This is a genomic window from Aeromonas sp. CU5, assembly GCF_002586745.1.
In the GTDB taxonomy this organism is placed as follows: domain Bacteria; phylum Pseudomonadota; class Gammaproteobacteria; order Enterobacterales; family Aeromonadaceae; genus Aeromonas; species Aeromonas sobria.
This window is the reverse complement of the sequence record NZ_CP023817.1, coordinates 3,433,725-3,452,718: the sequence shown is the minus strand read 5'-3', so window position 1 is coordinate 3,452,718 and position 18,994 is coordinate 3,433,725. Positions and strand designations below refer to the sequence as shown.

Annotated in this window: 17 protein-coding genes; all 17 read left to right on the top strand. The window is 57.1% G+C overall.

Features of this window, described 5'->3' with window-relative positions; genetic code table 11:
• Positions 1-57: 57 nt before the first annotated feature.
• The 17 genes from CK911_RS15440 to CK911_RS15355 all read left to right on the top strand — a co-directional run bounded on the left by CK911_RS15440 (position 58) and on the right by CK911_RS15355 (position 18,981).
• Positions 58-1,278, top strand: a complete 1,221-nt coding sequence (locus CK911_RS15440) for a type II secretion system F family protein (RefSeq protein WP_098971035.1) — start codon at positions 58-60, stop codon at positions 1,276-1,278.
• 160 nt (positions 1,279-1,438) lie between these two features.
• Positions 1,439-1,900 carry a hypothetical protein gene (locus tag CK911_RS15435; protein ID WP_098971033.1) on the top strand — a complete coding sequence of 154 codons (462 nt, stop codon included), beginning with the start codon at positions 1,439-1,441 and terminating at the stop codon, positions 1,898-1,900.
• 77 nt (positions 1,901-1,977) lie between these two features.
• Positions 1,978-2,649, top strand: coding sequence for a prepilin-type N-terminal cleavage/methylation domain-containing protein (locus CK911_RS15430; RefSeq protein ID WP_098971030.1), 672 nt, complete (start codon positions 1,978-1,980; stop codon positions 2,647-2,649).
• A gap of 14 nt (positions 2,650-2,663) precedes the next feature.
• Positions 2,664-3,098: a prepilin-type N-terminal cleavage/methylation domain-containing protein gene (locus tag CK911_RS21600; protein ID WP_098971028.1), complete on the top strand. Its 435-nt coding sequence runs from the start codon at positions 2,664-2,666 to the stop codon at positions 3,096-3,098.
• A gap of 66 nt (positions 3,099-3,164) precedes the next feature.
• Positions 3,165-3,653 (top strand): prepilin-type N-terminal cleavage/methylation domain-containing protein, encoded by a 489-nt coding sequence (locus CK911_RS15420; RefSeq protein WP_098971026.1) that lies wholly within the window; start codon positions 3,165-3,167, stop codon positions 3,651-3,653.
• Positions 3,640-4,260, top strand: a complete 621-nt coding sequence (locus tag CK911_RS15415) for a prepilin-type N-terminal cleavage/methylation domain-containing protein (RefSeq protein WP_098971024.1) — start codon at positions 3,640-3,642, stop codon at positions 4,258-4,260. The genes CK911_RS15420 and CK911_RS15415 overlap by 14 nt, the downstream gene beginning before the upstream one ends.
• Complete coding sequence (locus CK911_RS15410; RefSeq protein ID WP_098971022.1) at positions 4,260-5,168, top strand: PilW family protein; 909 nt, start codon at positions 4,260-4,262, stop codon at positions 5,166-5,168. The genes CK911_RS15415 and CK911_RS15410 overlap by 1 nt, the downstream gene beginning before the upstream one ends.
• A 37-nt stretch (positions 5,169-5,205) precedes the next feature.
• Positions 5,206-5,631, top strand: coding sequence for an MSHA biogenesis protein MshP (locus tag CK911_RS15405; protein WP_098972721.1), 426 nt, complete (start codon positions 5,206-5,208; stop codon positions 5,629-5,631).
• Positions 5,628-9,308 (top strand): DUF6701 domain-containing protein, encoded by a 3,681-nt coding sequence (locus CK911_RS15395; protein ID WP_157774562.1) that lies wholly within the window; start codon positions 5,628-5,630, stop codon positions 9,306-9,308. Before CK911_RS15405 ends, CK911_RS15395 begins: the two co-directional genes overlap by 4 nt.
• A gap of 204 nt (positions 9,309-9,512) precedes the next feature.
• Positions 9,513-10,553: a rod shape-determining protein gene (locus CK911_RS15390; RefSeq protein ID WP_042019651.1), complete on the top strand. Its 1,041-nt coding sequence runs from the start codon at positions 9,513-9,515 to the stop codon at positions 10,551-10,553.
• Between the two features lie 42 nt (positions 10,554-10,595).
• Positions 10,596-11,486, top strand: a complete 891-nt coding sequence (gene mreC / locus CK911_RS15385) for a rod shape-determining protein MreC (RefSeq protein ID WP_098971016.1) — start codon at positions 10,596-10,598, stop codon at positions 11,484-11,486.
• A complete protein-coding gene (gene mreD, locus CK911_RS15380; RefSeq protein WP_068978355.1) occupies positions 11,486-11,971 on the top strand; it encodes a rod shape-determining protein MreD in 486 nt (161 codons plus the stop codon). The genes mreC and mreD overlap by 1 nt, the downstream gene beginning before the upstream one ends.
• Before the next feature lie 2 nt (positions 11,972-11,973).
• Positions 11,974-12,561, top strand: a complete 588-nt coding sequence (locus tag CK911_RS15375; protein ID WP_042019646.1) for a nucleoside triphosphate pyrophosphatase — start codon at positions 11,974-11,976, stop codon at positions 12,559-12,561.
• A 93-nt stretch (positions 12,562-12,654) separates the two neighbouring features.
• Positions 12,655-14,124, top strand: a complete 1,470-nt coding sequence (rng, locus tag CK911_RS15370; RefSeq protein WP_042019644.1) for a ribonuclease G — start codon at positions 12,655-12,657, stop codon at positions 14,122-14,124.
• Positions 14,125-18,015: a YhdP family protein gene (locus tag CK911_RS15365; RefSeq protein WP_098971014.1), complete on the top strand. Its 3,891-nt coding sequence runs from the start codon at positions 14,125-14,127 to the stop codon at positions 18,013-18,015.
• A gap of 49 nt (positions 18,016-18,064) precedes the next feature.
• Positions 18,065-18,397, top strand: a complete 333-nt coding sequence (locus tag CK911_RS15360; RefSeq protein ID WP_098971012.1) for a Dabb family protein — start codon at positions 18,065-18,067, stop codon at positions 18,395-18,397.
• Positions 18,397-18,981 (top strand): nucleotidyltransferase domain-containing protein, encoded by a 585-nt coding sequence (locus CK911_RS15355; protein WP_172954105.1) that lies wholly within the window; start codon positions 18,397-18,399, stop codon positions 18,979-18,981. The genes CK911_RS15360 and CK911_RS15355 overlap by 1 nt, the downstream gene beginning before the upstream one ends.
• Positions 18,982-18,994: the final 13 nt, after the last annotated feature.

The window sequence follows — 18,994 nt, the reverse complement described above, 5'->3', positions numbered from 1 at the left end:
TGCCAACACCTGCTATGGCTGCCATGACGCTAGCGCGCTGTGGGGCAGGTACATCTTATGAGTTCCTTTGCCTACAAGGGTCGTGACAGTCAGGGCAATGCCACCAGTGGCGTCGTTGAGGCGGCCAACGAGATGGCCGCTGCCGAACAGTTGATGCGCCGCGGGGTGATGCCGACCGAGCTTAAACCGGGCAAGGCCAAATCTGCCGCCATCGACTGGTCACTGCTGCTGGAAGGGGGCGTCAAGCTGGACGAGCTGGTGATCTTCAGCCGCCAGATGTATGCCCTGACCCGGGCTGGTATTCCAATTCTGCGCGCCATCGCCGGATTGGAGGAGAGTTCCCACAGCAAGCCGCTCAAGCGGGCACTCCATTCACTGGGGGAGGATTTGGGTAACGGTCGGCCACTGTCGAGCTCGATGCAGGCTCACCCCAAGGTATTTAATAGCCTGTTTGTCGCCATCATCCATGTGGGTGAGAACACCGGTCAGCTGGAAGAGGCCTTCTTGCAGCTTGCCACCTATTTCGAGCTGGAGCTGGAGACCCGCAAGCGGATCAAGACCGCCATGCGCTACCCCAGTTTCGTGATGATCGCCATCGGCATCGCCATGGTGATCCTCAATATCATGGTGATCCCGGTGTTTGCCGGTATGTTCGCCAAATTCGGGGTGGAGTTACCGCTGGCGACCCGCATCCTGCTTGCCACCTCCCACTTTTTCGTCAACTACTGGTGGCTGCTGCTCGCCATGCTGGCGGGCATGGTGTTTGGCTGGCGTCGCTGGGTTGCCACCACCAAGGGCAAGCTGACCTGGCACAGATGGCAACTCAAATTGCCGATTGTCGGCACCATCATAGAGCGTTCCCTGCTGGCCCGGTTTGCCCGCAGTTTTTCGATGATGCTTAAAGCCGGCGTCCCGCTGAATACCGCCTTGACCCTGGTGGCCGATGCAGTGGATAACGCCTTTATGGCTGGCAAGGTGCGGGACATGCGCGCCGGTATCGAACGGGGCGAGAGCCTGCTGCGCACCGCCGGTAGCAGCGGCTTGTTTACCCCGCTGGTGATGCAGATGATTTCGGTAGGGGAAGAGACAGGTCAGGTCGATGACCTGTTGCACGAGGCGGCCGAGTATTACGAGCGGGAGGTGGATTATGACCTCAAGAGCCTTACCGCCCGCATCGAGCCGATCTTGATCGGGATCGTGGCAGTGATGGTGTTGATCCTGGCGCTCGGCATCTTTACGCCAATGTGGGACATGATGCGCGCGGTTCGCGGTAAGTAATCTTGCTGGAACTGGAGATCTTCACGTCTGAGTGGTGGGACATGATGAGAGCGGTAATAGGCAAGTAACTCGATATCTTCATGTCCCGGTGGTGGGGCATGATGCGTGCCCTCAGAGGAAAGTGACACCCAAAGCGTGGGTGCGGGAAGCAAAGGACGAAATGAGCAGACAGACGCAGCAAGATGATCGCTGGCTGGCGGGATATCGGCAGGTTGCCGCTGTGATCCTGCTGCTGGTGATTGTCGCAACCCTGGTGCGCAGCTATCAGAGCAACCGGGAGGAGGCGCAGCAGCTCACCCTCACCCTGCTGGGAGAGCAGTTTGCCGAACGGGCACAGCGTTTGCACGGACGTTGGCTTGATGAGCGGCGTCCACCAGTGCTGCATGTGGTGGGAAAGGGGTGGCAGTTTGACGCCCGCGGTTGGCCCTTGGGGCTCGTGCCACTGCAATCCCCTTCGGAAAATTGCCGCCAGTTGTGGTTGGCACTGGTGGGTGAGACGGACGGTGGCATGCCTCCGCTGCAGTTTCTGGCCAGCTCTGATGGCAGCGGTTGCGAGATAGGTTGGGACAGCTATTGGCTCTTTTATCAGTTTGCTGACGGGCGAGTGATAAAAAAGCCTTGAATGAAGCTAATCATATGGTCCAAGTACATGATTTTTTTAGGCCAGCATGGAATAATGCCGGCCCTTACCAAGGGAGCATGTCAATGAAACCAATGGCACCATCAATGCCACAGAACGGGATGATGAGAGACGCATCAGGCTTCTCCCTGATTGAGCTGGTGATCGTGATCGTGATCCTGGGGATCCTGGCGGTAACCGCGTTGCCCCGTTTTCTCGATGTGACAGATGAAGCGAAAAAGGCCAGTGTGGAAGGGGTTTCCGGCGGTTTTGCTACCGGTGTCTCGCTGGTGCGGGCCCAGTGGGAAGCGGAGGGGCGAGCCAAGCAGGACAGCCTCAATACCGTGCTCTATGATGGCAGCCGTTTCTATCTGACCACGCCGACCGAGACCCAGATCAGCAATGGCGAACTGTCCCCCGGTTATCCGATGGATAGCGCCGCCAGCGGCACACCGGATGTGGACCCGACCAATCTGACCGCAGATCGTTGTCTCAATATTTGGGAGGGGTTACTGCAAAACCCGCCCAAGGCTACGGCCAGCTTCAATGAAGTGCGCGGTAGCGGGAATGACCTGAAATACTATGCCACAGTGAGCAGTAATGGCCTGAGTTCGGTCTGCCGCTACTATCTGGTCAATAGTCTGAGTAAGGGCAGTGATGGCAAGTATCAGGATCCGCAAGGCAAAACTGATGCATTTATGAGTTTCAGTTACCGTCCGGCATCCGGTCAGGTGACCACCAATATTAATTAACAGAGGAAAGTGAAATGAAAAAACAGGCGGGTTTTACCCTGATCGAACTGGTTATCGTGATTATCATTCTGGGTATTCTGGCGGTCACCGCTGCACCCAAGTTCCTGAATCTGCAGGATGATGCCAAGAAGTCTGCTGCTCAAGGCGTACAGGCAGCTGTGAGCAGCTCTGCACAGTTGGTCTATAGCAAATCAGCATTGGCTGGCGTTGAGCGTAGCTCAACAGCTGCGATCAGTAGCAGCGATGGTACTAACATTTCTGTTGTTTACGGTTATCCGGCTGCGACCAGTGCAGGTATTCAGAGTGCAGTTACCATTGATGGCTCCTGGTCTGGTGCTGCATCTGGTGCTAACTATGTATTTGCTACCAGCGGTTCCAAATGCACAGTGATATATGCTCCTGCTAGCAGCACCGCTGGCGCAACGACCACTTTGAGTGGCGGATGCTAATTTATCGTTAGCTTAAGTGAGGCGAGGTAACTACCTCGCCTCACTGTTTATAAACAGGAACTGAGGATGCAACGAGGCTTTACCCTGATTGAACTGGTACTAGTGATCCTGTTACTCGGGATTCTGGCCGCCTTTGCCGTGCCCAAATGGCTGGGCAAAGGCGGCTTTGAAACTCAAACCGTGCGTGACGAGCTGCTGACCCGGCTGCGGTTGGTACAGACCGTCAATATGCATGAACCCGCCAACCGCTGTACCCAGCTGGTGGTCGCTTCTCCCCGTTTTGCCCACCGCACTTATACCGCGTGTCCCGACCGCGATGATCTGGATACCAATAGTGGTTGGGATTCCAATTTGGAGACGCGTGGCCGTCTGGTTGTTCCTTCGGTGGGGATAACTCTTTCTCTGAACAACCTCAGCAGCTTCGTGCTCCGCTTCGATCAGATGGGGCGGCCGCTTGACAAGTGTGCTGGTGGCTGCGAGCTGCAAGTGAGTGATGGTCGCGAAACCAGCCGCATCAAGATTGAGTCAGAGGGGTTTATTCATGAGATCCCTTAAGCGCGGTTTCACCCTGATTGAGCTGATCGTTGGCATCGTGCTGCTGGCTGTGGCCTTGACCGGCATTTTGGGGTTGCTCATTAATCAGGCGCCGCAGGCGGTGGATCCGGTGCAACAGGTGCGTGCCGCCCAGCTGGCCCAGCGCCTCTCCGGTGAGGTCCTGCAAAAGTCGTTTGATGAACAGTCGGATCATAACGGAGGCCGTTATCGTTGCGGTGAAACCTTCAATAGCCAATTTTACGGGGACTGCAGTTGCCCTGTTGGTGTGGCCTGTACCCAGCAGCCTCCTGCTCCAGTAATCACCGGTTGGCAAGCCAGCGCTTATGGCCCAGATAGTGGTGAAGCGGCACCCTACACCTTTAATGATGTGGATGATTTTGATACTGCAGGCAGCTGGCAACAGGCTAGCTGGTTTACGCAAACCAGCGTGGTGACGAATAACGACGATGAGTATCGCAACTATCAGGTCAGGATCGCCGTTACGCCGGATAACCTGTTTGGAAGCCCAGGTCTTAAGGCTGAGTCTATCGGCAAGCGGATCCTGTTGCAGGTAAAGCTGCCGGATGGGAGTGTGCTCGACTTCTCCTTCTATCGGGGGAACTACTGATGGACCGCTCCGCTGTCGGGTGTTGCCTGCCTGCCCGAATGTCTGCTCCTGCAGCTACTTCCGACGTCCGATTACGCCTACCGGCTAATAGAACTTGCGGCAAACCTCGGGGTAACAGCGGTTTTACCTTAGTTGAGCTGGTGATGGTGATCCTGCTGCTCGGTATCATGGCGACCTTTACCAGCCAGTTTATCGGCATTGGCACCCAGATTTATGGTGATGCCAGCAGCCGTGAGCAGCTGATGAGCGACGCCCGCTTCGCCATGGAGCGGCTTAACCGCGAACTGCGTGATGCGGTGCCGGGCTCGGAGCGAATTGAAGATCAGGGTGGCAACTGGCTGGACCAAGGCCCCTGTCTGCGGTTCTGGCCGATCAGCAACTCCGGCCGCTATCTTGCCCTCAATCGCCCGTCTGGCTCCTCGTCCACACTTGAGCTGGTGATGGTAGCGCCGCCGGTAGCGGTCAAGAAGACGGACGATTGGCTGGTGGTGTTTCCCCAACCCGTTTCCAGTGGTACGCAGTCGATACGGGACCGCTGTGATTATGGCCGCTGCGTGGCGCAGGTTGAGACGGTGGGGGCGGTGATTTCTGGCGCCCAAACAATAGGGTATAGCGGTGCGCAGCTGGATGGGCAGTCGCCCGGTATGCGGGCCTATTTTGCTCGTGAGCAGGTGCGTTACTGCGTATCTGGGGGGGCGCTATACCGAACCAGTGCCGGGATCAGTGCCGCTGGCAGCACCTTGCCGTTAGGAGTCCTGATGGCCGAGTCACTGCGGCCTGGCAATGTCTTCTATCGGGAAACATCGGCGTTTAATGTCGAAGGGGAGTTTGGCATGCGCTTTGTCTTTGAGCGCAAGGGCGAGTCGGTCACCTTCAACCACAAGATAGAGGTGCTGAATGTCCCTTGATCCGCACTCTTTCGGCCGGATGCGCGGCAGTGCCCTGATGATCGCCCTGTTCGTGATTGTGGTCATGGCGCTACTGGCTGCTGCCATGGGCCGTTTTTTGGTCGATAGCGGCGAGAAAAATACCGTGGAGGTGCGCAGCGTGCGTGCCTTGCTGGCTGCCCAAAGCGGGCTTGAAGTAGCGTTGTACCAGCTTTTTCCCAACCGACCGACTCAGACTGCCCCTCTGGATCGCTGTGACTGGGTGCGCTTACCGCCCTCGTTTGCTGGAGTTGCCGGTTTGGCGCCGTGTCAGGTGGTCGTTCAGTGTTCTCAGATACCCGTGACCTACAATGGTGGCCAAGCCAATGGCTATCGTCTCGAGAGTGTCGGAACCTGTGGTAGCTCTGACCTCAACAGTGCCAACCCCGATTTTGCTGTAAGCAGAACCTTGATGGCAGAAGCTTATGATGGAGCTAACCCATGATTCGTTACATGATCAATTTCTGTATTCTAATTGGCCTCTTATTTAGCTCGCTGTTATGGGCTGATGTTTTTTTGCCAGGTAAATTTTACATTGGTAATAATAATGGTGATGCGTTACTCCCTACTGTAATGGTGCGGCAGAGCGGGGGGGTATTTATCCCTGTTGCACCAATTAATTTTTCACTATCAGAAGCATTAACTATTAGTGAGGTGCAACTGGATGGAGCTGCAGGATTAGATGCTGGGGTTAATGTTGTTATATGGAATGAAAACGCTGATGTATTGTTTGACAAGAAGGCAACCGATTTAACACCAGACCTCATATCCAGTCCAATATCGCTTCCAGCTGGCGAATATAAAATGGCGGTTTGGGGGGGGTGCTTCAGAAATGGTATATATCAGGGGCGTTATCAATTAAATTGTTCTGACTGGGATGATTTTCAGTTTAATGGTATAAGGCTCGTGTCTGCAGGAATAAGTGATGCTTTTCATTTTATCGAGCGAACTCATCTTGGTGATAACTCGGATGGAAGTCGTTGGTATCCACCTTCTCCAAGTGGAACGTACGTTAAGCACTTATTTACACTCAATCAAAAATCAAAATTAAAAAATCTCAGTTTATTTAATTTAAGGGACTGGGGTGTGCCGAATGGCAGTCGGATGTTTATAAGGACGCAAGGGTCTGTCGATACACCGCTGGTCTTCTATTTTTCTGGAAATGGTGAGGTCAACTGGCCAATTGAGTACGAGTTAGCTGCGGGTACCTATGAGTTATGGTTAGAGACATTAGGGAGAGGAGATCTCGATGATATTTCTTGGGATGACATCATCTTACGGTATGAACCGAGACCTCAGCAAAATGACTTTTCTGCGATTTGCAAGCAAGCATTCCCTTATCCAGCACAAGGGCGAGCAGCAGATCATAATATCAATTTTGGTGGTGGTAACCCTGATGAATTATTTGGTATTGTGCTGGGTACAACGCAGGGTAGGCTGGGCTATAAAAATGATGGCCAGATAAAGGGTAGTTATCGTAAAGCGTGTGATGGGGGTGTGTGCCTGCCTACCGCAAACACGAATAGCTTGTCGTTGCCTGTTTCTCGTTTCCCATTGCCATCTGGCCCAGATATAGCCGTTCAGTATGGTCAAGATAAGCAATTGACGACATCAGATGGTATGCGGTTCGGCACAATAACGACAAACTACTACGCGTCAATAGATATAAAACAGGCTGGGATCACTATAAAGAAACTTGATTTGGGTAGTGGTCGTGGCGGTAAGCCTTATACGGTACGTTTGGCAGCAGGGGACTACTGGATTGAAACCTTGGCCATGAATGATGATACATTAATTGAGCTGTCAGGACCTGTCAGATTATTTGTGAAAAACTTAAAGATGGTGGGTGGTAGTTTTATTAATAGTAAAGGAGTAAATCAGCGGGGGGATATCGGGAAACTACTACTTGTTACATACGACTCGTTGAGTATGGGCGACAAAGCCACCATCAGTGGCTTGGTTTATCAGCAGGAGGGGGGGGGCAAGGATGCTTTTATTATGGGGTCCTCTTCCTATATCCATGGCCGTGTAAGCTCACCTAGTATAGCGGTTGGCAAACATTCAGTTATCGACTCTTCTGGATACTCATGTGGTGGCAGCGAGAAGCAAGTTGATCATTATGAACTGCACTATGGTGCCCAGACGCTGACCTGTGAAGTGGCTAATGTGCAGCTCAAGGCGTGTGCCAATGACGAATGTTCAACCTTGTTTGATCTCGGCGCTAACGTGACGCTGTCACCCACGCAGGGGTGGAGTAGTAATCCGGTCGTGATGGGTTCTTCAGGTAGTGCCGCGTTGAATTTGCAACGTTATCAGGCTGGCGCTATCCCGCTTTCTATTGTTACAGCAACGCCCTCTGCTCCGCTGCGTTGTTTTAAAGATGGCGTGCTTGACGCCAATTGCACAATTTCATTTGTCGATGCCGCATTGCGTTTCAATGTGCCCACCTTCTATGCCGGTGCCTCGGGTGTCACCTCGATTCGCGCTATCAAATCAAACGATTCGGGGGCGACCAAGGTATGTGTGCCATTACTGACCGGTAATCAGACCCTCCAATTTGCATCGACCAAGGTCGTCTCTGAGGCCACTAGTGCCGTGCCGACGGTCAATAGCACAGCTATCGCGCCATCAGGAGACGTTAAAGTGGAGTTTAATAGTGATGGTGTTGGCCAACTGACCGTGGAATACCCGGATGCGGGGGTGTTGCGGCTGGATGCGACTTTCCAGAAAAGCGATGCTACAGGCACGCTCAGGCTTACCGGCAGCGATACGTTTGCAGTGTTGCCCAGCTCTATTTTATTGCGAAGTAAGGATCAACCTGCTTGTAGCGGTACAAATGATACAAGCTATATGGCCAACTGTGGCGTGTATAGCAAGGCTGGTGCAGAGTTCACGCTGCAGGCCCAGGCGCTTAATCAACTGGGGGACCTTACCCCCGGTTTTGGCGCGACAAATTTGGCCGTGCAATGGGCGAGGCTGGCCCCACTAACAGGCGTGAATGGCACTGTGTCACCGGCCTTGTTATCTATCTCTAAAGGCGTGAGTAGCACGATAGCAAAGTGGGATGAAGTGGGGGTGCTCAAGGCGGGTATTACTGATTTTGTGCCCTATCCAGGTTATCAGGACGAGACGCCCCAGTTGAAGGTGCCATTGCGCTGGAGCGCCCCCATCGGCCGTTTTGTGCCTTGGGATTACAGTTTGAGTGGTGGTTTTATCACGCCAGCCTGCAATGCCTTTACATATATGAGTCAACCCTTTGCCAGTGGCTTTGTACTCACTGCGCGCAATCTGCAGCAAGGAACGACAAAGAACTATCAGGGGGCGTTCGCTAAAGGGGTTGCTGAGATGGTGGCGGCCAATGCTCTGGATGGGGTTGCGCGTGACAAGCGTATTACACTATCTCCCTCGCTCAGCTGGGCAAGTGGTATTGCGAGCGTTAATCAGCAGTCACCTTTCGGGCTGAATACCCGCTTTGATCGTGCTGCTAGTCCAGAGGCACCGTTCGCTTCGTTGAGCTTTGGTATCAAAGTCGATGATAAGGATGGCAGTAACACGCGCTTAGCGACGCCGAATATGAATGCGGCTGTAGCAGGAGCCTGCGCTGGGGCTAGTTGTGATGCAGTGCGGCTGGGCACTCAAAAACTGTTGTATGGCCGCCTTTTGGCAGGGACTGAAGCCGGGGTTGCCTCTGCACCGCTGGCCATTCCACAGCGGATGCAATATTACGAAGCGGGTAACTGGCTGCTGAATAAGGAAGACCAATGTACCCAGCTCTCTTTGGCCAATCAGGGGTTCACTTTCATCAACCCGAGCCAGACCTTTGATGCGGCGACCCGCGAGTTGAATCTGGGGGCGGGTCGCAAGATCAAGCTGGGGTTGGGAAGCTCGGCACCGGGTGGTGATGCTGCATTGGCGAAAGACGGGGAGATCCTGTTCCACTTTGCCAAGCCGGACATCTCGGTGCGCATCCCCTACAAGGTCGATTTGGCAAAACAGCCGTCGCAGCCCCTCTGGTTGTCTGACCCAACGAGTGCCAATGACGGCAACCTGCAAGGTGAGGCCATTTTCGGCTCCAGCCGTGGTAATGACAGAATTATTTATCGACGTGAAGTGATGCAGTAACGGAGGTGGGGGGATGGATCTTCAGGATCTTACCCCCTATCTCCTTGTTTATTAGCGTTTGTAAGCCCGTGGCAGTGAGTGATGACTCGCATTTTTGTCGCGACTGATTGACTGGCGACAGTTTGAGCGCTTGCCCATTGGGGTGGGCATTGGTAAAGTTAGCCGGTTTTCTGCACCTCCAAATTCTTAGGATTTCCCGTAGCCATGTTTAAAAAGCTCAGAGGCGTTTTTTCCAACGATCTGTCGATCGATTTGGGAACTGCCAACACCCTGATCTATGTAAAAGATCAAGGGATCGTCCTTAACGAACCCTCAGTTGTCGCCATTCGCACAGAGCGCGGGAACGCCAAATCGGTCGCTGCTGTCGGTCATGCCGCCAAGCAGATGCTGGGCCGTACCCCAGGCAACATCTCTGCCATCCGCCCGATGAAAGATGGCGTGATCGCTGATTTCTACGTGACCGAGAAGATGCTGCAGCACTTCATCAAGCAGGTTCACGACAATAACTATTTCCGCCCTAGCCCCCGTGTGCTGGTGTGTGTGCCGTGCGGTTCCACTCAGGTCGAGCGTCGCGCCATCAAGGAGTCCGCTCTGGGCGCCGGTGCCCGCGAGGTCTACCTGATCGATGAGCCTATGGCTGCTGCTATCGGTGCTGGCCTGCCGGTCTCTGAAGCGACCGGTTCCATGGTGGTTGATATCGGTGGTGGTACCACTGAAGTGGCCATCATCTCCCTGAACGGTGTGGTCTACTCCCAGTCCGTCCGTATCGGTGGCGACAAGTTTGATGAAGCTATCATCAGCTACGTCCGTCGCAACTACGGCAGCCTGATCGGTGAAGCCACTGCCGAGAGGATCAAGCACGAGATCGGCTCCGCCTATCCGGGTGAAGAGGTGCGCGAGATTGAAGTGCGTGGCCGTAACCTGGCGGAAGGTGTACCGCGCAGCTTTACCCTCAACTCCAACGAGATCCTGGAAGCGCTGCAAGAGCCGTTGTCCGGTATCGTCGCTGCTGTTATGGTGGCGCTGGAGCAGTCCCCGCCGGAACTGGCGTCCGACATCTCCGAGCGCGGCATGGTGCTGACCGGTGGTGGCGCACTGCTCAAAGACATCGACCGTCTGCTGATGGAAGAGACCGGCATTCCTGTTGTCGTTGCTGAAGATCCCCTCACCTGTGTGGCCCGAGGTGGCGGCAAGGCGCTGGAGCTGATTGATATGCACGGTGGCGACCTGTTCCACTACGAATAAGACCCAAAGCCGGCCAGCGTGCCGGCTCTTTTTTGACGACCCATGAAACCCATTTTTGGTAGAGGCCCTTCGCTTCAGTTACGGTTGTTTCTCGCCGTCATCATCTCCATCGCTGCCATCGTCGCGGATTCCCGCTTCGGTGTGTTTACCCACGTCCGCGTCTACCTCAGTTCGTTAGTCAGTCCCCTGCAATACATGGCCAATGCGCCCGGTACCCTGCTCGACACCATGTCGACCCAGGTGCAGACCCGTGCCGATCTCATCGAACAGACCAAGCTGCAGGAACAACAGCTGTTCACCCTGCGTTCCCGTTTGCTCAAGATGGATCATCTGGAGCACGAGAACCAGCGGCTGCGCGAGCTGCTCGGTTCGCCGGTGCATAAAGAGTCCCGCAAGATGGTGGCCGAGCTGCTGTCGGTGGATTCCGACCCTTTTAGTCATCAGGTGCTGATCAACAAAGGCGCGCTGAATGGCGTCTATAACGGTCAGGCGGTGATCACTGATCAGGGGGTGATTGGTCAGGTGCTCCATGTGGGCTCCACCACCAGTCGCGTGCTGCTGATCACCGACTCCAGCCACGGCATTCCGGTGCGGGTGCTGCGTAACGACTTGCGCGCCATCGCCTCCGGCAGTGGCGAGCTCGACACGCTGGAGCTGCGCAACCTGCCGCGCAACACCGATATTCAGGTGGGTGACCTACTGGTTACCTCGGGTCTTGGCGGCCGTTTCCCGGAAGGGTATCCGGTGGCGACCGTGACTCGCTCCGAGTATGTGGAGGGCAAGCCCTTCGCCCAGGTCGAAGCCAAGCCGCTGGTGGAGCTGGATCGCTTGCGTTACTTGCTGCTGCTGTGGACCGACAAGAACCCTGAAGTGCATGATGAGGATGGTGAAGCTGCCGCGCCGGCTACGTCCGCCGCAGGAGCGACGCGCTGATGTTACAACCCGCCAGTGGCAGGATCTGGATCTGGATTTCGATCCTGCTGGCCTTGAGCCTGTCGATCCTGCCGCTTCCTTTCGAATTTGATCCCTTCCGTCCGGACTGGTTGGCCATGGTGCTGATCTACTGGGCGCTGGCTTTGCCCCATCGCACCAACGTTGGTACCGCCTGGGTAGCTGGTCTGCTGCTGGATGTGCTGCTTGGCAGCACCCTCGGTGTGCGGGCGATGGCGATGGCCATCACCACCTATCTGGCAGCCTTCCAGTTCCAGAAGATCCGCAACTTCTCCCTCTGGCAGCAGGCGCTGATCATCGGTTGCCTGTCGCTGGTGGGCAAGATGACGATATTCTGGGCCGAGCACCTGTTCAGCCAGGCCAGCCTGAATCTTGCCTATTTCTGGTCGACGTTGACGACGATGTTAATATGGCCTTGGGTGTTTCTGGTGCTGCGCAACCTGCGGCGCCGCTTCAACATTAGGTAAAAATGAACAAAAACAACGAACCACAACTCTATCTCGCCTCGGCTTCTCCCCGCCGCCGTGAGCTGCTGACCCAGCTTGGCTACCGCTTTGAGGTATTGAAACTGGATGTGCCCGAGCAGCGGGAAGAGGGTGAAAAGGCGCAGGATTATGTCTGCCGCCTCGCCCGTGACAAGGCCACCGCCGGTGTCGCCGCCGCGCCGACGGCTTTACCTGTGCTCGGTGCCGACACTATTGTGGTGCTGGGGGATCGGGTGCTGGAAAAGCCATCCGATCTGCTGGACGCCAAAGATATGCTGGAGGCGCTCTCCGGCAAGGTCCATCAGGTGATGACGGCAGTGGCGCTGGCCAGCAAGGATCGTTGTGACGTTCGTCTGGTCAGCACCAACGTGGCGTTTCGCAAACTGGACGAGGCCGAGATCGAGGCCTACTGGCAGACCGGAGAGCCCTGTGACAAGGCCGGGGCTTATGGCATTCAGGGCATTGCCGGCAAGTTTGTCAGCCGTATCGAGGGGAGCTATAGCGCCGTGGTCGGCCTGCCCCTGCTGGAGACGGACCTGTTGATCAAGCATCATCTGGAACAGCTCAAATAATTTCCCGTCAGCTGTGCTCTGCTGCGTTTCCCTTGCGCGCGTTGTACCGGATTGGCTCTATAGAATTCAAAACTGGAACAGGCAAGGTTACTTATGTCAGTAGAACTGCTGGTTAACGTTACTCCCTCTGAAACCCGGGTTGCGCTGGTCGAAAACGGCCTGCTGCAGGAAGTGCATGTCGAGCGTCAGGCCAAGCGCGGCATTGTGGGCAATATCTACAAAGGCAAGATCAGTCGGGTGCTGCCCGGTATGCAGGCGGCATTCGTCGATATCGGCATGGACAAGGCCGCTTTTCTCCATGCCTCCGATATCGTGCCTCACACCGAATGTGTGGCAGTAAAAGAGAAAGAGCAGTTCCAGGTCGGCAACATCGCCGAGCTGGTACGCCAGGGTCAGGACATCATGGTGCAGGTGGTGAAAGATCCGCTCGGTACCAAGGGGGCCCGTCTCACTACCGATATCACCCTGCCCTCCCGCTATCTGGTCTTTATGCCGGGCAGTGCCCACGTCGGCGTCTCCCAGCGTATCGAATCCGAAGGGGAGCGGGAGCGACTCAAGCGCACCGTGGCTAGCTATGTAGATGATCTGGGTGGCTACATCATCCGTACCGCCGCCGAAGGGGTAGGTGAGCAGGAGCTGGAGCAGGATGCAGCCTTCCTCAAGCGACTGTGGCGCAAGATCCTCGAGCGCAAGCAGAAGTATCCCCCTTGCAAGATCCTCTATGAGGATCCCAGTCTGGCGTTTCGGGTGGTGCGTGACTTTGTCGGTGCCGAGCTCGACAAGATCCGGGTCGATTCACGCCAGAGCTTCGATCAGCTCAAGCGCTTCACCGAGGAGTACGTGCCGGAGCTGGCCAACAAGCTGGAGTATTACTCTGGCGAGTCGCCGATCTTCGATCTCTATGATGTAGAGAACGAGATCCAGCGGGCGCTGGAGCGCAAGGTGGAGTTGAAATCTGGCGGTTACATCATCATCGACCAGACCGAAGCCATGACTACGGTGGATATCAACACCGGCGCCTTTGTCGGCCATCGCAATCTGGAAGAGACCATCTTCAACACCAACGTCGAGGCAACGGCGGCCATTGCCCGTCACCTGCGGCTGCGCAACCTCGGCGGCATCATCATCCTCGATTTCATCGATATGCAGTCCGAAGATCACCGCCGTCGGGTGCTGCACAGTCTGGAACAGGCGCTGTCCAAGGATCGTGCCAAGACCAACGTCAACGGCTTCTCCCAGCTCGGTCTGGTAGAGATGACCCGCAAGCGCACCCGCGAGAGTCTGGAGCATGTGCTCTGCTCGGAGTGCCCGGAGTGCAAGGGGCGTGGTCGGGTCAAGACGGTGGAGTCGGTCTGCTTCGAGATCCTGCGCGAGCTGATCCGGGTCAACCGTGCTTATGATGCGGATCAGTTCACCGTCTATGCGGCGCCAGCCGTGGCCGATTATCTGCGTGGCGAAGAGTCCCACAGTCTGGCTGAGCTGGAGGTGTTCATCGGCAAGCAGGTGAGGGTGGTGAGCGAACCCCTCTGCGGTCAGGAGCAGTTTGACGTGGTGATGATGTAATTGGTCTATCGCTGGCTGAGTCGGGGCTGGTTTGCCCTGGGGATCCTGTTCGTACTGTTGGCCATGATGGTCACTTTGGTGCGGGTCGGTGGTCCTTTGCTGAACCAATACCGGGAGAGTCTGATCCACACTCTGCTGGGGGATTCACAACTCAAGGTCAGCGTAGGTCAGGTGGGACTGGACTGGACACAGTCCGGCCCTGCCCTCGAACTGCAGCAACTTGCCATCGCCCCGGATTCGGGGCGTTTTACCGTACAGCTCGGCAAAGCCTGGGTGCATCTCGACTTCTGGCGCACCCTCAATCAGCTCAAGCCGGTGTTTGGCGAGCTGATCCTCAGCGACGGCGACATTACCCTCGATTTCAGCCAGCCAGCCAATAGCCGCGAGCCCGAGGGAGACGCGCAGCAAGGTGCCTTGCTGCGCTTTCTGCTGACCCAGCTCACCACCTTTGATGTACATAACACCCGCCTTAGTGTCACCACCTCCGTTGGTGATTTGCGGGCCCTCGATATTGCCCAACTGCGCTGGCAGAACCGCGGCAAACGCCATCAGGGGGTCGGCAAGGCCTATCTGATCAACGGGGTGGGCGAAAGCACCATCGACCTGATCCTCGAAGTCGAAGCTCCCAGCGCTCGCCTCGACCGTCTCAAGGGGCAGCTCTATCTGGGCGCCCGCCAGCTCGATATCAGCCCCATTCTTGCCAAAATTCATGCCGGTGAGCCGAAACTGGCGGGCCAGATCGATTTTCAGCTCTGGAGTGAGTTCGACCACGGCAAGCTGGGCAACACCTTGCTGGAATTTGGCAACAACTACCTGATTTGGAAGGATCTCAAGGATCAGAGGCTGCATCGTCTCGGGCTGGATGGTGGCAAGATCCAGTTGCGCCGTGATGGCCAGAACTGGCAGTTGGCCAGCCACAATGTGATTTTCAAGCTGGATGACAAGCCCTGGCTACATAGCCGGTTGCAGCTGGAGCGGGTCGGTGAGCGAGTGCAAGGCTATGTGCCGCAGATCGATCTCGATCAGATCGCCCAGCTGAGCCAGCTGGTCTCCGGGATTTACCCTGCCCAGAGTGAACTGCTCAAGCAGAGCAATCCCAAGGGCAAGCTGACCGATTTGACCCTGCAGGCCGATGCCGGGTGGCAGGATCTCTCCCTCAGCGGCCAAATCGCCCATGTGAGCTTGAACGCCTGGCACGATGTGCCCGGCTTTGGCGATCTCAACGGTGAGTTCTGGCTGACCCCCAAGGGGGGCCGCGTCAGTGTGGCACTGCTCAGCGACAAGCTGGATCCGGCCCGCCATTTCAAGGAGCCGATCCCGGTGGACCGCCTCTCGGCCCGCCTCGACTGGTGGCGTGAGGCGCAAGGGTGGGTGCTCTATGGCCAGGATATCGCGCTGGATAACCCGGACCTGACTCTGGCCAGCCGCTTTCGGCTCGATCTGTTCGAACACCCCTTTCTGGCGCTGACTGGCCGCATCGACGTGAAGAACGCGGGCAACGCTGATCGCTACTACCCGTTACAAGTGATGGACAAGGGGCTGGTGGACTACCTGAGCGGCGCACTCAAGGGTGGCAAGGCCAAGGGTGCTGACCTGCTCTGGTATGGGGAGTTCAGGGATTTTCCTTATGAGCAGGGCGAGGGCATCTTTCAGGTGGCGGTGCCCCTTGAGCAGGCCACCTACCAGTTCTTCCCCGGTTGGCAATCGCTGACTGACTTGCAGATCGATCTGCTGTTCCAGAACGCCAGTCTCGATATGCGCAGCCGTTCGACCATGCTGGGCAAGGCGAGCTCTGACTCGGTGCATGCCTGGATCCCGAGCCTCTCTCCCGGCGGCCATCTCTACGTGGATGCCAAAGTGCAGGGTGAGGGCCAAGCCATCAGTGACTACCTGCAGGACTCCCCGCTGGGCAGTTCGGTGGGGCAGGCGCTGCGGGAGATCGAGATCCGCGGCCCGATGGCCGGTTCGGTCAAGCTCGATATCCCTCTCGATGGCGAGAGCGAGGTGAAGGCGAGCGGCGATGCCATCTTCAGCAACAACAAGGTGCGGGTCGCCAGTCTGGATCTGCCGCTGGAGAAGGTGCAGGGGCGCCTCGAATATGACAACGAGCAGACCCGTTTCAGCAATCTCAAGGCGAGCCTGTGGAATCAGCCGCTGACCCTCGACTATCAGGGGCGTCAGCATCCGGATCACTATCAGGTCGACCTCAATTTCAAGGGGCAGTGGGATAGTCGCCGCCAGCCAGCAGCCATCTCCTCATTCGGTATCCTCAACGGCCGCAGCAACTGGGGCGGCAAGCTGGGGCTGACCCTGCCCGAGAGCAAGCCGTTCAGCTTCCAGCTGGCGATGGACTCCAACCTGCAGGGGATGGGGCTGGATCTGCCGTTGCCGCTGGCCAAGGTTGCCAGCAGCCGTCTACCGCTCAAGGTGATCGCCCGTGGCCGGGATGGCAGCGCCGACATTCGCGCCGTGCTGGGTGCCGATGTGGATATGCAGACCCGACTGGTCTACGGCGAAGGGGTGCCCTACCTCAGTCGGTTAAGGGTCGATGTGGGGCAGCCTGGCGCCCGGGTACTACGGGATGTGCCCATGCTGCTTGCCATCAACCAGCAGGAGGCCGACGTGGGCGGCTGGCTGGCGCGACTCAAACAGTGGTTGCCGGCGCAGAACCAGACCGGCAATGCGGTGGTCGGCCCCTCCTTCCTGCCGCAGGAGTGGTGGGTAGACGGTCAGTTGGCCCGCGCCTATATCGGCAGTGCTACCCTCAAGGCGACCCGCTTCACCGTGGGGCCGACCAATCAGGCGACCGAGGTGATGATCGACAGCCCCGATGTGATGGGGGTGATCCGCCTGCCTGCGGTGGCCAATCGCCCGGTGGATGCCAAGTTTGCCCGCATCCACTGGTCCGGCAAGAGTTCGGATCTCAGCCCAGATCCTGATGCCAAGCAGGACAACGCCATCATGGCCTCCATTCCCTGGCTGCAGGTGAGCTGTGTCGATTGCCGCTTTGGCGAATTGCCGCTCGGTGAAGTGAAAGGGGAGCTGGTGCCCGGCGCCAACAAGGTGACCCTCAAGGGGCTGGATGTGCGGCTGGCGGGTAGTCAGCTCACCGGCAGCGTCGATTGGCTGGCTGATGGCAACCGGATGCAGACCCGCGCCCGTGGCAAGCTGACCAGCAATAACAGCGAGCTGCTACTCAAGCGGCTCGGCTACACCTCGCCCATCGGCGATGCCCCCGGCTCCCTCGCCTTTGATCTGAACTGGCAGGATGTGCCCTATCGTCCGAGCCTGCCGACTCTGGGGGGAAGTGCCAACTATCAGCTGGAAGGCGGCACCCTGCGGGAGGTCAACGACAAGGGGGCACGGCTGCTCTCCCTGCTTAGCCTCGACTCCCTGTTGCGCAAGCTGCGCCTCGATTTTCGCGATGTGTTCGACAAGGGCTTCTACTTCGAATCCATGTCCGCCTCTGCCACCATCAAGCAGGGGCAGGTCAGCAATGATGATTTCTATATGAAGGGGGCGGCAGGTAACCTGCGCGGCGAGGGGATCGCCGATCTGGTGCGCTGGCAGCTCGACTACGAGCTGAGCTTCTCCCCCAATCTGGGGGGCACCTTGCCGGTGGTGGCGGCCTTCTCCATCACCCCGGTCACAGGCCTCTACGTGCTGGCCCTCTCCAAACTGCTGGAGCCGGTGGTGGATGTGGTGACCCGCATCGATTTTCGCATCTCGGGCCCGCTCGACGCACCCAAGCTGATCGAAGCGGGGCGGGATCGCGCTCGCATCAAGCTCAACCAGCAGCAGAAACAGGCGGTCGATGCGGCGGCGCCCACGCTGCCAGCGGCCACCCCTTTCCTGCTGAATCCACAACCGGGTAGCCCGCGCCAGCCCTGATGCTGGCGCCGACCCTTGCCTCGACCTGCTCACGCTCAAGGAGAGAGCCATGATCCGACATATTCTGCTGATCACCTTCAAGCCCGATGCACTCCCCGCTGATATTGCCGCCGTCAGGGCCGCCTTCCTCGCTATACCGACCAAGGTCAGCGGCGTGACCGCCGTGGAGTGGGGGGAGAATGACAGCCCCGAGGGGAGGGATGACGGCTTTACCCACAGTGTGCTGATGACCTTTGCCGACGAAGCGGCCCGCCAGCGCTATCTGCCCCATCCTGATCACGATGCCCTCAAGGCCATCTTCCGCCCAGTGCTGGCGCGTATCATAGTGCTGGATTACACCCTGCAGGCGGGGGATCGGGTGATGGCCGAGGGGCCGTTATGATGGTTGATGAGCGCAGGTCTGCCATCCCGCCACTGCAACGCGCACTACTGGACTCGGTTATTGAACATGGCGCAGCTCATCCTTCCATCGAGGCCGGTGTGGTCGTCGGGTCGCTCGCCAAGGGCAAGGCAGACCGGGTCTCTGATGTTGATCTCTTGCTGCTGGCCGAGCCGGGCTTTCATAAGCAGGGAGACGAACTGGTGCGCACCATTGTGGGGGATCGGCCGATCTTTCACTGCTGGCAAGGTAGTCATGACGATACTGCCTCTTACTGGCGGTTCATCTTCCTCGACATGTCCAGCATCGAGATCCACATCCTTGATCGAGGGGCCGAGTTCCCCCTTGCCAAACCTTACCTGCCACTATTCGATAAAACCTCCTCCCTTCATGCGCTGGAGGTAGCTGGCCCGGCGCCCAGCCATTGGGACTTTCCCGCCTATATGGCCGAAGGGGATGGCCTGGTGTGGGAGCTGTTCGATTGCCTCAAATGGGCGGAGCGGGGCCAGCGTGGATTGGTCAGGCATCATCTGCGCAAACTGTTGGCCGAGATGGATAAAGACCCGAATATTGTGGATCGCGATTAGCGCGGACAAGGAG

What these genes read in the sequence shown, in the direction of transcription:
- CK911_RS15440 (WP_098971035.1), top strand. Translation starts at nt 58, where the DNA reads ATGAGTTCCTTTGCCTACAAGGGTCGTGACAGTCAGGGCAATGCCACC.
- CK911_RS15435 (WP_098971033.1), top strand. Translation starts at nt 1,439, where the DNA reads ATGAGCAGACAGACGCAGCAAGATGATCGCTGGCTGGCGGGATATCGG.
- CK911_RS15430 (WP_098971030.1), top strand. Translation starts at nt 1,978, where the DNA reads ATGTCAATGAAACCAATGGCACCATCAATGCCACAGAACGGGATGATG.
- CK911_RS21600 (WP_098971028.1), top strand. Translation starts at nt 2,664, where the DNA reads ATGAAAAAACAGGCGGGTTTTACCCTGATCGAACTGGTTATCGTGATT.
- CK911_RS15420 (WP_098971026.1), top strand. Translation starts at nt 3,165, where the DNA reads ATGCAACGAGGCTTTACCCTGATTGAACTGGTACTAGTGATCCTGTTA.
- CK911_RS15415 (WP_098971024.1), top strand. Translation starts at nt 3,640, where the DNA reads ATGAGATCCCTTAAGCGCGGTTTCACCCTGATTGAGCTGATCGTTGGC.
- CK911_RS15410 (WP_098971022.1), top strand. Translation starts at nt 4,260, where the DNA reads ATGGACCGCTCCGCTGTCGGGTGTTGCCTGCCTGCCCGAATGTCTGCT.
- CK911_RS15405 (WP_098972721.1), top strand. Translation starts at nt 5,206, where the DNA reads ATGATCGCCCTGTTCGTGATTGTGGTCATGGCGCTACTGGCTGCTGCC.
- CK911_RS15395 (WP_157774562.1), top strand. Translation starts at nt 5,628, where the DNA reads ATGATTCGTTACATGATCAATTTCTGTATTCTAATTGGCCTCTTATTT.
- CK911_RS15390 (WP_042019651.1), top strand. Translation starts at nt 9,513, where the DNA reads ATGTTTAAAAAGCTCAGAGGCGTTTTTTCCAACGATCTGTCGATCGAT.
- mreC (WP_098971016.1), top strand. Translation starts at nt 10,596, where the DNA reads ATGAAACCCATTTTTGGTAGAGGCCCTTCGCTTCAGTTACGGTTGTTT.
- mreD (WP_068978355.1), top strand. Translation starts at nt 11,486, where the DNA reads ATGTTACAACCCGCCAGTGGCAGGATCTGGATCTGGATTTCGATCCTG.
- CK911_RS15375 (WP_042019646.1), top strand. Translation starts at nt 11,974, where the DNA reads ATGAACAAAAACAACGAACCACAACTCTATCTCGCCTCGGCTTCTCCC.
- rng (WP_042019644.1), top strand. Translation starts at nt 12,655, where the DNA reads ATGTCAGTAGAACTGCTGGTTAACGTTACTCCCTCTGAAACCCGGGTT.
- CK911_RS15360 (WP_098971012.1), top strand. Translation starts at nt 18,065, where the DNA reads ATGATCCGACATATTCTGCTGATCACCTTCAAGCCCGATGCACTCCCC.
- CK911_RS15355 (WP_172954105.1), top strand. Translation starts at nt 18,397, where the DNA reads ATGGTTGATGAGCGCAGGTCTGCCATCCCGCCACTGCAACGCGCACTA.